Origin of the sequence: Paenibacillus algorifonticola, assembly GCF_050481745.1 — a bacterium.
In the GTDB taxonomy this organism is placed as follows: domain Bacteria; phylum Bacillota; class Bacilli; order Paenibacillales; family Paenibacillaceae; genus Pristimantibacillus; species Pristimantibacillus algorifonticola_A.
The window spans coordinates 23,163-34,950 of sequence record NZ_JBCNGR010000028.1 but is presented as its reverse complement, the minus strand read 5'-3'; the positions used below and the strand labels follow the sequence as shown (position 1 = coordinate 34,950).

Annotated in this window: 10 protein-coding genes; all 10 read right to left on the bottom strand. The window is 45.3% G+C overall.

The genetic code is table 11. The features are described 5' to 3' along the window. Window positions 1–105 precede the first annotated feature (105 nt). Window positions 106–1,092 (bottom strand): AAA family ATPase, encoded by a 987-nt coding sequence (locus ABEW34_RS21700; RefSeq protein WP_430161376.1) that lies wholly within the window; start codon window positions 1,090–1,092, stop codon window positions 106–108. Beyond that, window positions 1,092–1,277, bottom strand: a complete 186-nt coding sequence (locus tag ABEW34_RS21695; RefSeq protein ID WP_430161375.1) for a hypothetical protein — start codon at window positions 1,275–1,277, stop codon at window positions 1,092–1,094. The genes ABEW34_RS21700 and ABEW34_RS21695 overlap by 1 nt, the downstream gene beginning before the upstream one ends. 210 nt (window positions 1,278–1,487) lie before the next feature. Continuing rightward, the gene (locus tag ABEW34_RS21690) at window positions 1,488–3,611 is read right to left on the bottom strand and encodes an FtsK/SpoIIIE domain-containing protein (RefSeq protein ID WP_430161374.1); all 2,124 of its coding nucleotides are present in this window, start codon (window positions 3,609–3,611) and stop codon (window positions 1,488–1,490) included. Between the two features lie 4 nt (window positions 3,612–3,615). Then, window positions 3,616–3,870: a hypothetical protein gene (locus ABEW34_RS21685; protein WP_430161373.1), complete on the bottom strand. Its 255-nt coding sequence runs from the start codon at window positions 3,868–3,870 to the stop codon at window positions 3,616–3,618. Window positions 3,871–3,882: 12 nt separating this feature from the next. Then, window positions 3,883–4,992, bottom strand: a complete 1,110-nt coding sequence (locus ABEW34_RS21680; protein ID WP_430161372.1) for a M23 family metallopeptidase — start codon at window positions 4,990–4,992, stop codon at window positions 3,883–3,885. 5 nt (window positions 4,993–4,997) lie between these two features. Then, a complete protein-coding gene (locus tag ABEW34_RS21675) occupies window positions 4,998–6,854 on the bottom strand; it encodes a helicase HerA domain-containing protein (RefSeq protein ID WP_430161371.1) in 1,857 nt (618 codons plus the stop codon). Beyond that, a complete protein-coding gene (locus tag ABEW34_RS21670; RefSeq protein WP_430161370.1) occupies window positions 6,826–8,754 on the bottom strand; it encodes a hypothetical protein in 1,929 nt (642 codons plus the stop codon). The genes ABEW34_RS21675 and ABEW34_RS21670 overlap by 29 nt, the downstream gene beginning before the upstream one ends. Beyond that, window positions 8,751–11,027: a hypothetical protein gene (locus ABEW34_RS21665; RefSeq protein WP_430161369.1), complete on the bottom strand. Its 2,277-nt coding sequence runs from the start codon at window positions 11,025–11,027 to the stop codon at window positions 8,751–8,753. Before ABEW34_RS21665 ends, ABEW34_RS21670 begins: the two co-directional genes overlap by 4 nt. Then, a complete protein-coding gene (locus tag ABEW34_RS21660) occupies window positions 11,027–11,353 on the bottom strand; it encodes a hypothetical protein (protein ID WP_430161368.1) in 327 nt (108 codons plus the stop codon). The genes ABEW34_RS21665 and ABEW34_RS21660 overlap by 1 nt, the downstream gene beginning before the upstream one ends. Next, the gene (locus ABEW34_RS21655; protein WP_430161367.1) at window positions 11,353–11,754 is read right to left on the bottom strand and encodes a hypothetical protein; all 402 of its coding nucleotides are present in this window, start codon (window positions 11,752–11,754) and stop codon (window positions 11,353–11,355) included. Before ABEW34_RS21655 ends, ABEW34_RS21660 begins: the two co-directional genes overlap by 1 nt. Window positions 11,755–11,788: the final 34 nt, after the last annotated feature.

Below are 11,788 nucleotides of genomic sequence, written 5' to 3'. Positions count from 1 at the left end.
GAAAGCTACCCGCATAACGGATAGCTTCATTACAAATTTGTGATAATCCAATCATAAAGGGATATGAACATCGAAAAGTACGCATTTAGTATGCAAAAAGTATGATCATTTTTCTGAAGCGCGACCCTCTGGGAAGTACTCTTGCATCCCTTCAACAATAAGCCCAATATGCAGGACCTCTTTTCGCAAGATGGCTTTACGTTTGGCTTTGAGAAAAACTTGTTCTATTTCCGCGAAGGTGCAGCCTTTAAACAGCTCCCTGGCTTGATTGACCACCTCTGCAGGCAAGGATGGCGCTTTCCAAATCTTCCGGATGTACATTTCAACATCCGCTTCCCCTGGTACCAAGAAGGTCATTTTGGTATCGAAGCGACGGCTAACCGCTGGATCGATGTCCCCATTAAGATTCGTGGCTGCCATGATCACGCCATCGCTATTAAACTCATCCATGCACTGTAACAGCGTATTGACTACACGAGACATTTCCTGCACATCCTGCTGTCCACCTCGTTTACGTGCAATGGCGTCAAATTCATCCATAAATACGACACAAGGCATCTTCTTCGCATACTCAAAGATTTTACGAATGTTCGTCGCTGTCTCCCCCAAATGGCTGGCAATTATCGTATCCAAGCGAACCATAACAAGCGGCAGCTGAAGCTTATAGGCTAAGTAATAAGCACTGATCGTCTTCCCCGTTCCAGGTGGGCCAAACAGGAGTAATTTTGTTGGTAACGGGATCCCTTCTTGGAAGAAGAGTTCCCGACTCTCATAAATTTCAAGAAGCTCGCCAAGCATTTGATCGTTTTCGTCACTCAAGACCAGCATCTTTGCTTTTTCTTTTGATTCAGCAGGCGTGTACAATGCCCCCATTGAAATCCCACTGTTCGTCGGTAACGTCTGCATCTGCTGATAGTGATGACGCTGCGTATATTTCTCCGCTTCCACTTGTATGGCTTCCGCCGTTATTTCATCGCCGGCCGCAACAAACTTTCTAGACAGCTGATTCATCGCTTGCTTAAATCCAGCGTGATCAGCTGCCTGTACCCGATCAATAATTTTCTTCAATTCAGGCATAATCGTTACGGCCATTAAATAATCACCCCAATAACAAAATGGGTTAAAAATAAAAAGGATAGTACCGCCGAGTGCAAAAGGACAACGCCGCCCGTTATGACTGCCCATTTAAAATACTGTTTGGTTAAGCTCCAAATGAAAAAAACAAATCCCACAATCCCTGCTACCGTCATTATCAGCCCTATTAGCACACTCATCATATGTTCGTTTCTCCTCCCTATTTGCAAATAAATGCCGCATTTTTTCAGTTCCCGTTTTTGGTTCCCGCTTTTTTCGTCATATACAAATCACAAATAACCCCTTATGTATCAAGGAGTTTCGGATTTTTTTTATTGGGAACTAAACCGGGAACTAATAACGGGAACTAAAGATGGGAACTAAAAAAATCAGGGAAGCTTTTTAGCATTCCGTTATGCCACTTCCGAGTTCTCTTGAAGGAAAGCATCCATCCGCTCTTCACTCCAGGCTAGCATGTATCCCGTCCTCGGACTGGTGGGAGCAAGCAAAAACCCTTCCATTACCAGCACCTGCATGTACTCAATAATTTTTTGTTTCCGGACTTGCAGAACTTCTTGCAAATCGGCAGATTTAGCAGCTCGAACGGAACATATATACATTTTCATTCTTAGCAGATCGCTGTCCGCAGTTGAATCCTCATCGGCATCGAGCTGCTGATCACGAATCAGTGGCCGCATATTGGTCGTGGAATCAAATGGCCCTATGATTCCTTCTTGCGTCATGCGCGTAGCATAAGCAGCTGCCTCAGAAAAACCGCAACGAAGCAATTTTTGGACATCTTTGATAGCTAAACCGCCTTTGGCCTTCACAACCTCCAAAACACGGTCGTATTCACTTAATTCGGTGAGACCCTCTTCCGCCGGTCCATTTATCGCCTGATCCGTTTCTGGCTCCACATCAGATTGCTGCTCCTGCCAGTCCCTTTCTTCTGACAATTCTTCCGATTCATTACCCTCTTCTATAGACCAGGCTGCTTGCCGATCCGCTTCAGACTTGCTAATCCAATCACGCTTGAGCGCTTCGAGAAAACCTGTTGACTCATCATCTTTAATGCTAATAGAAGCTGACTGGAAGCGTTCAAGGACGCCCCCGTTTATCATACTCACTCCGTCACCATAACCAAGTAAATGAGGAGCTCCTCCATCCAATAGCGTTCGATAATCAGCAGACGAATTCAACTTAAAGGCAATTCGGGAAGGCAAATTTGCCTTTATGACTCCTGTCACAACGTCCACACTTGGACGCTGTGTACCCAAAATTAAATGGATACCAGCAGCTCTTGCCATTTGCGTAATCCGCATGACCCCTTCCTCCACTTCCGCTCCACTAACCACCATTAAATCAGCGTACTCATCTATGACAACGACAATATAAGGGAGCTTTTCTTCGCCCGATGCTATTAAATTGTAGGCTTCAATATTCCGGACCCGCATTTTTTCAAACACTTCGTATCGCCGTTCCATCTCCACAATAACCTTTGAAAGAGCCTGCATCGCTCTACGCATATCCGTAATCGGCGGAGATAATAAATGGGGATAGCCGTTAAAAACGGAGAGCTCCACTTTTTTTGGATCAATGAGCAGGAGCCGTAATTCATCGGGTGTTCGAGTCAAAAGCAGCGAGCTCAATAAAACATTAATACAAACAGACTTCCCGGATCCGGTTGCGCCAGCAATGAGTAGATGAGGCATTTTCGCCAAATCGTGCAAGACAGGTTTCCCATACACATCTCTACCAAATACGACAGGGAGCGCTACTTTTTTCGCAAATTCCTGTAATTCACTTGCTAAATCTCGTAAATACACAAGAGCCCGCTGCTGCTGTGGGATGACAAACGTTGCAGCACTTTTAAACCTTGTCGTGGAGCGAATATCAAATCCTTTACTGTGGCCTAAGTGATTGGCTATGTCATCCCTCTTAGATGACAATTTACTTAACTGCACCTTGGCCGGCAACTGAAAGGTAACGGACTGCAGGGTTGGACCAGACATAATCTCCAGTAACTCAACATCCCCCTCAATCGTGAAGCCTGCCAATTGCAGTGCGTCCGAAAGGATGGGGCCTGCCGTCTCCATCGTCAAGGAAGATTGCACTGTAGGATTTGGATTAGCAGGTAGCATTGCATACACCCCGCTGAGCGCTTCTTTTGACATATTTATTACGCTCACAGATGCCGGTATTGTATCTTGTGAAGGAGAGCTTTGATTCGCTTGATGGCTATCTTGATAGGTCTCAACAGCTATCATTTTCGCAGGCTCTGCTTTTGGTTTAATTAATTGACGAAGAAACACAAAAAATTTTGAGCGATTATTCCAGCCCCAATTAATCGCTGCTGGAATGGCTACAAAGCAGGTGAATAGGAGTATCGAAAAAGGAATCACTTTTGCTGCTAATTGCTGAAGATTAGCAGGCACCTCCAGAAACTGTAGACCCACGCCAGCTACAAGTGACACACCACTCACCTTTGTAATAAACTGCCCAAAACTCTCTTTTTGAGGCTGCTCCTTGCCATCCATCCGCTCATCCTCCCTGCATCATATCCCTAATAAGTTCTCGGAGTTGAGCGCTCATCTGTTGCGCATTTTGGCGAACCAACGGCCACCACTCTCCTGCTTCATCGTTTGCAAAAGCAAACACATCGCTGATATTTTTTACAATCATAAAAATGAGAAAAAGACCGATGATATGCCATAACCATTTGGGAATCACGATGTTGGTTCCATGCCGATGCAAGAACCAAAGTACCAATCCAACGAGTAATACCAACGTATACATAGCATCATTCCTTTATAATTTTGAAATGGTCTTATAAAACTTGGACACACCAATCCACCAGCCAGCATGCTCTGCATAATAACCACGGGGGTTGTCTTTAGCGCTCAGCCATTCAATCGCATTGCGCCCGGCCGGCCGATCCTCAGAGAGCTTAACGATGGTCTTGGCCGCAATCAGTGCTGAGCGCTCAGTCGTCAGTGTCGCGCCACGGCCGCTGCACCAGCAGCCAAAGACATTCCACGGATTTTTAACGATAAGCGCTGCGTTTTTGCGATTAGCCGGCACAAACGATTGCTCCTGTCCTGTAATCGCTATAAGTAGATGGGGATCCACATTTTGCTGCCGTCCAGCTGCATCGATCGCTTGCAAAATGGCAACATCAGCTAGCGCTGATTTCTTCCCTTCCAAATAGGCTTTTACTTCTGCAATTTTAAGTGATCGATAAGACAGATCGCCTGGCAGCTGCGAACTAGGCTGAACGTAATCCAAGGGATTAACCCGCTTGCCATTTAGCTTAATTTCAAAATGTAGATGAGGCCCCGTTGATCGCCCCACCTTGCCAGCACCGATTAGACCGATCCGCTGCCCCTTACCAACCTGATCGCCCGGCTTTACATCCATCCGAGCGTCCAAATGCCCGTATATGCTGACGAGACCGCTGCCGTGATCAATATAGATCGCTCGCCCATAACCACTCACGTTACCAGCAACCGTAACCACACCGGCCGCCATAGCATAGATCGGCTGTAGCTCTGTTTTAGGAGCACCGTCCGCGATATCAATGCCACCATGCGCTTCCGCTCCTGCACCTATGTTTCGTATTCCAAAATAAGAACTAATCCTTGTAATGGTAGGGACAGGCCACATATATTCACTGCCATCTTCCTCTAGACGTACCGGCGCCCATCCCGCTTCCATACCTGTCTGATTACTCAGGCTTCCCTCTTGAGCGAATAATAAAAAAGGCAAAAAGGTCAAACCAATAATGAGCAGTACAAACAAAAGAGCTAAGATAATCGCGATAATGGCTAGGACGCTGGAAGAACCGAGAGCTGCAATGATTTGATAAACTTTCCTCGCCTGCTGCACCGTCTTTACGGTTTTCAGTACTTTATCTTGCATAAGCGCTACCCTACCTGCTTCAGGCCACGCGTTTTGTACAATCTACTTTCTTCAGCCGGCACAGTCATGAGTAACTCATCGAATTTTTTGTGATACTCCAAAACATATCGATTCGTTCCTTCATTTTCAGATATTCGTTCCTGAATCTCCAATGGAACGCTTGAATGATTAGCCAACTTACGGATGGCGGAGCGCTCCATATAGAAATAAACACGGACGCTTGTATTTTCCCACATACCTTCGCCTTCAGCCGTATCCAGCATAATGGCTGGCGTATTGGAGCCAAGGATCATCATGCCGTTCCATTTCCTAATAGCTGTATACCAGTCAAAAATCTCTCGCCGCATTTCTGGGTTTTTCGTTTGTCGTTGACCCTCATCCACCACAACAGCAGAAAAGCGGACGCCTTCAAATTTAAGCCACTGAATGTTGGAGTTAACCACTTCAAATGACATCGACATCTTTAATTGCGCTTGCTTCGCGAGTTCGTTTTTATCATCCTTACTTGTTTGCCCTCCGCCTACTTTATAGACAGTGAGTCTCGTTTTCTTAGATTCAAATTCTATTTTCTCTTCCATGCTGAAGATGCCTTTGTATATCCCAATGAAGTAAATACGAACCGCTTTATAAAGACTATCTGCGTCTGTGTTCCCTTCCGCAGCTGCCTTTTCGATCTCTCTAAATGCAAGGTGTATAGTGGGGCGTTCACCTTTAAAAGGCGCATTCCAGGTAGACGGGTTCTTTTCATCGATACCTGCTTGCTTCATCACTCGTTCAATAGCTTCGCCGCACTCAAACAGTTGTTCTTTTGTAAGACCATCTGCCAACAACGAAAAAGTTCGAACGCCGTTATCCATGGCTTTCTTGTATCGGTTACGGTTGAACTCTACGCAATCCAAGTCCAGCTCCGGTAGAGCTGCCATAATGGTTAACGGCTCAAAATATCGCCCTTGATCGGAAGTATGATCAATATAAGTACCGCCAACATAGGCGCATAGGTCTCGCCACTCCCCATCTAGATCAAAAACAAATACATAGATGCCCTCTTCTAACAGGGAAACAACAAGTGCTTTAAGGAAATAGGATTTCCCTTCTCCGGACTTGCCAAAAACCGTAATATTCTGAGCTCTCGGATCGTCCGGATCGCAAATGTTTTTAAAAGTGAATGATCCGTCCTCCGTCCGCTGCCCGAAATAAACACCTTGACCATCAGAAGAAGAACCTCTTGTCATGGGATAAGTGCGAGCCGCAACCGTATCTGTTGTCACTTGGCCATAATGATGCTTTTCGAAAAATTCACCTGCAGGTGTATGCATATCATGTGCAGGCCCCGTTTGCTTCAATGCCTCCATTTGCTCATACTCTAGCGCGTTTAGGGTGCCGTCTTTATCATCAAACCAGCGTTCCAGCTTAGCCTGCACGGCATGCAACTGATGCTTTTTGGGTGCCATAATGGTCAAGAACGTATGAACATCAATCAATTTACGATTGTCATCACTCTTGGCATCTCGCAGCGCGATAATGGTATCCCTTGCCTGCACTTCCGCCTTTCGCACGGGATCATCAGGCGGCGTCGAATCGATAGATTTATTCAGCCGCTTCAGTTTATTTTTCATGGATTGATTCCAGGTAACACCACTGCTCGCGTACCGGATTGTTTTACGCAAGGTAGCGCCTTCTGCTGTCACAAGCGCATCGAGCTTGTCCAAATAACCAGCCACAATAACGGGCGTATAATTTTGAATCATTAGAACACGAACGTAATGCCCGCTTTGCTTATCGGAAGCGTCGAGAACGTTGACCACCGTCTCGGTAGGAGCCTTTTCCCATCGTTTAATTAGCTTTTTCGTCGCGCTCAGCATCGCTAGCATCCTCCCTTTCTTGCCTTAACAGCTGCGCCGCCTCCGGATGCAGGGCATAAGGCCGGCCATTGAACAACCAACGACTAGCATCTGAAAAGAAGGGAATAGAATAGGTCACTGATTTATCCCATTGTTCCTTCACAACTGCACTCAGCGGAGCTTGCATCGTTTCTTTCATTTGATTCAGCCACACTTCTCCAGACCACTCCTCAGCCGCCTGAACCCATTGCAGCCAGTGGTGATAGTCGTCATCTACAATGGCTATGGCCGTACCCAAACGGAATAACGCCTCACGTCCAGGATAATGAAAGGGCAAATCAACGATGACCGTCCCCCTCTTTTTTAGCTCCGCCAACCTTTGCGCCAGCTCCTCCAAATGTAGAATACGCTTGGGTATAGGCAGCCAAAGCTCGAGTCCTGGCGCATTTCGTGTAATCCAAAGCTCCCAACCTTCCACTGGACTTTTAACCTGCAGTGGATTGAGGTAACTTAAAACACCCCGGTCCGGAGATAAATCAACTACAACCATTGATTTCTGCTCCTGGGCCTTTACCTGGTTCATGGTAACCGCCATATTGGCAGCCAAAAAAGACTTCCCTGTGGCAGCCGGTGAAGTCAGATAGGTAATGCCTTGAACAGGCGGTATGTGATTCGTTGACACTTTGGACTCTTGATCAGTTCCATCTTGCTCAGGTAAGGGATCATTAATCGGCTCTTTAGCCTTCTTATTGCGTTTTAAGCGCCTTAACTGCCTTGTACAAGCCTTAGAAGCAAAAACAAACCCGTTTGCCACTCTTTGTAGCAGAAACAAAATTGTGCGCCCTGCAGCCCCTAGCAATCGCAGGATAAACATACGCTTGCTCTTAACCGGTAATTCCTCAGACGAAGCAGCCACTTCGCTGAACTCCTCCGTTACGCTCTCTTGGATTTGCCTTTCTTCCTCGGCCATGTGTTCCAGTTGATCGACCGTGGACCCTTCTTCCGAATCCGACCAATCCCCTTCAGTAGATACCCACATCTTCCATGCTTGCGGATCCCACCAGCGACTCATGATTTCAGGCACTGCATAGCCAGATAAAATGGTGGAAGCATGTCCAGCCTCAGCTAAGGGATCCAACACCCGTTTTAATTTTTCTCGCAGCTCAGCCAGCATACGGAACCGTTTCAGTTCATTTTTATCTAATTCCTCTGGCTCATCATCCCGTTCTCGGATGTCGATGCGAAATTCTTTTATGGTCAATGTCAGGATATAGACGCTTCGTTTTGCAGTCTCCTTATCAGCTTGTCGTTTCCACAAGTCAATCCTGTTCTGCTTCAGCGTCTTCAAACCAAATGACTCAGTAGGCTGTTCCGATTTTTGTTTCCATAATTCCGTTTGATAATCGGGCACCATTTCCGCCGAAAGTCGGGCACTAAAACCTTCGGCTGCCATGGCTCTCAGAAATGCTTCAAAACCCTGGATTCGATTACTCTTCTGATTGTAAACAGCCGTTTCCCAGGGATCTGCAGAGAGTCCTAACGCTACATGAATGGTTTTACCATTCCGGTAATACCAACTCTCCTCTTCAATATTGTGAACAGGCTGCAGATCCACGCCCTGTTTTTTTTGCCGCATGTAATGCAACCGGCGACGGCGCCTATATGGCCAAGCCAGCATACGACTGATTAAACTCAAACCAACAATAAGCAGAATGCCAGGTATCTTCACCCAATACGAGAAGGGAAATATAAAGAGGAATACGCTACCGAGAAGCGAATTCCCCACAATCCAAATCATATCTTTATAATTTAGACCCAAGAAAATGACATCCTCACGAATATCTCCCATAAAGTAAGTGCTAAGCAGCTCGTTTTCCTTTTCGCGCAGTCGCTCCTGTTCCTGTTCAATATTATCGTTCATCCGCCTCCTCCTTTCTTCCCGTCTTTCGCTCTAATCATATCTGCCTGAAGTTGTTCAAAGCTGCCCATATTCATTCCTGTTAATGGTTGTTGGCCATTATCCACGGGCAAGCCATCCTTGATGACCATCGTTCTTCCTGTTCTGGTACGCCAATAAGGGATTCTGACTTGGCGATATGCCTTATGAATTTCTTCAAAAGCTTTTGTCTGGGATTCACGTACAAGTAAGCTATTCTCTGAAACATTTATTTCGAGTCCATCCTTTAATTCATCCGTCCCATGGCTCTGAATATATTGGTGTAAACTTTCAATATATTGAGATCCTTTTGGTAGATCAAATCGTACAAACATTGCACTTTCTTTACGCATCTCTTGCAAAATAGGCACCATGACAGGAATCATCAAATCTGGAATCCAAAGCTCGCCATTGACTAACTTGACCTGTTCCGTTGCAGGATGCTGTTTACCCAACCGCTGCAAGTGTTCGAACGCACTTGTTGCTTCGGTAGGGCTTAAGTTGTTGACCTTCGAATAAATCGGCAATTTCCCTTTCACTTGATTCATGGTATTTTCGGTTTCCTCGTTGCCGCTAAAACGTTTGACTACTTTCTTCTCAACATCTAAAAACACACCGTCTTTTTCATACCCGTGGCTAATGGTGCGAGCGATATTAGCCTTTTCAAATTCCTGCAGGATAGGCTTTAGATGTTCATTATTACTGACAAGCATTTCGCCTCGTTGATAATTCCAATCCACTGCTTCTCCATATTTGGCATGTAACGATGAAGCAAGCGTACGTGTTTCTTCTAGCTGATCTGGTTCGACTTTAATTACGGCACCTGGTGTAAAACCCTCTGGCTCTAGTTGATGAGCCACTTCATGCGAAGGTGTATCCATGATTAGACTAGTGTCATAATTAATCTCTGCACCAGCTCTACTCGCAACCACGGATCCCACTCTATTCTCCCAAACCTGTGGCTCAGCATATTTAACGCCAGAAAGGACTTCCGTAGCGCCTTTAGTCATGACCGCTTTTAATATTTTTTTCTGCCTCTCTCGTTCTTGCATTTTTCGGCCGACCTCAGCGAGTCGTTCACTTGATCGAGCCCAGCTTAATCCTTTATGCTGCAGATTTTCCATTCCAAATCGTTTACCTAGTGCATTTATAGCCATTGAAGACTTATTTCCGAATGCACCTAGCGTTTCCACCGCTTGACCTCCGTTTAGGCTCGTTGGCAAACGCGCAGCCTTCCAGCAAGGTTTTATCCAAATGTAGAAAAGCAGCACAACGAGCGCAATCGACGTTAGGGGAGTCGCAATAACAGGCGGAATGCCAATTGAAGCTAAAAATCCCAAATCACTACCATAATCACTTTGAGATTTTACAAAGACAGCCCAATAGGTCGCCATCAGCACACCCGCAATTTGAGTCCGGATATAAATGTTCAGGAATCCCAGTAACGTCTCTAATTTCCCGGTAAAGGCAGCATAAGAAATCCATACCCCTACAAAGATATACATAATGATGAACACAAGGATTTTGACTGAAGCAATTAAGAATAGAGGATATACGATGGTCATGGCATACATAACTAACGTAAGTATGCCGCCTTCTGAATCCGCCATGAGTTGCCCTAGCGTGAGACCTGCATAGGAAGGATCCGTCACCGTATCAATTCCGACGACTAGAGATTTTAGAACTTCCTCGCCTGATAATGCTTCGTATTGAATATCCGTTGTTCCGATAATACCGGCAAGTATGGATTGAGTGACAAAATTAAGACCTACCCCAATAAAATTCATGACGGTTAAACTTGAAAAATTTGCAAGGAAACACCAGCCGAACACTTTCAACAACGTTTTCATCTCTTTTTTGCCCTGGATTACCTTTATTGCGATAACTAGAATCGCCAGAAAAAGAGAAGATAAGCTGAGTATGGAGAAAAAAGACCAACCTGCTTGGACAAAACCAATCTCAGCTAGCCTCGGCGTAAACAAAAAGATTTTATTAAATGCCCCGTATACGGGGGTTAGCATTTCATCTGCGTAACTGACCACCATGCTATCAATCGCATCTTTAATGAGTTTACCGCTCATTAAATCTTTGAACGTCTGGGTTATTTCTCGGAACTGATTAGCCAGATCGTTAACCCAATCTGGTATATACCAGGATCCGCCTCCATCTTGCTCGCTACCTCCAGACGCAGACTCTTCGTTTTCTGTAGCAGCAGCTGCACTTACAACCGATAAGGCTGAGACTATCCACGCTAGCACTATACTTGCCACCCCAAATCTATAAAGACTTGTACCAATCCTTTTGCAATTAAAAATAGGCCTGAACTCATGAAGAGGAAAATAATCAGCAAAGCAACCAGCATCCTACCCCAGAACTTTTTATCATTAAGGGGCGCATGCCCTAAACGCACGCGCCAAAAAAATGCAATTAGTTTCCAAACCCAATAAACGAGAGCAGCGGTACAAATGACAGTGCCCGCCGATCCCGTTATAACGAGAAACCATTCCAATGTTTCTAATTGAGAAAAGTTTATGGTATAAATTTTCTTCATTTCTTTGATGTAATCGATTTTGAGCGAAAGCATTAGGCATCGCCGCCAGAGCCAATGTCCAGTTTAACCGTCCACTCATAGATGTTACCAAGGAAATCAAACAACGCTCCTGATACGATGAGGAAGACGAAAAGGATAATAGCACCTGTACGGATCCAGAAATCTTTGTCTTTGAAATTCTTTTCACCTTTATTAACCTTGTAAAAAAAGGAGATCAAGCCCACAACTGTCCAAACAAGCAGGACAAATATAAAGATGGTAATCGGGACCATGATGAGATAAAAAGCAAAACCTAGGTTATCAATGACCGCCCAGTTAAATTTAAAGAATTTTTTCAACCGGTCCATCGGGTTTTCATCCCCGGCAGCATACGCGATTATAGGAATCATCCAAAGCAAGAGCGCAAGCGGGAACCACGCCATCCATTTTTTCATAACCAACACTTCCCTTTGTAGGATTTCTGTAGGG

What these genes read in the sequence shown, in the direction of transcription:
- ABEW34_RS21700 (WP_430161376.1), bottom strand. Translation starts at nt 1,092, where the DNA reads ATGGCCGTAACGATTATGCCTGAATTGAAGAAAATTATTGATCGGGTA.
- ABEW34_RS21695 (WP_430161375.1), bottom strand. Translation starts at nt 1,277, where the DNA reads ATGATGAGTGTGCTAATAGGGCTGATAATGACGGTAGCAGGGATTGTG.
- ABEW34_RS21690 (WP_430161374.1), bottom strand. Translation starts at nt 3,611, where the DNA reads ATGGATGGCAAGGAGCAGCCTCAAAAAGAGAGTTTTGGGCAGTTTATT.
- ABEW34_RS21685 (WP_430161373.1), bottom strand. Translation starts at nt 3,870, where the DNA reads ATGTATACGTTGGTATTACTCGTTGGATTGGTACTTTGGTTCTTGCAT.
- ABEW34_RS21680 (WP_430161372.1), bottom strand. Translation starts at nt 4,992, where the DNA reads ATGCAAGATAAAGTACTGAAAACCGTAAAGACGGTGCAGCAGGCGAGG.
- ABEW34_RS21675 (WP_430161371.1), bottom strand. Translation starts at nt 6,854, where the DNA reads ATGCTGAGCGCGACGAAAAAGCTAATTAAACGATGGGAAAAGGCTCCT.
- ABEW34_RS21670 (WP_430161370.1), bottom strand. Translation starts at nt 8,754, where the DNA reads ATGAACGATAATATTGAACAGGAACAGGAGCGACTGCGCGAAAAGGAA.
- ABEW34_RS21660 (WP_430161368.1), bottom strand. Translation starts at nt 11,353, where the DNA reads ATGCTTTCGCTCAAAATCGATTACATCAAAGAAATGAAGAAAATTTAT.
- ABEW34_RS21655 (WP_430161367.1), bottom strand. Translation starts at nt 11,754, where the DNA reads ATGAAAAAATGGATGGCGTGGTTCCCGCTTGCGCTCTTGCTTTGGATG.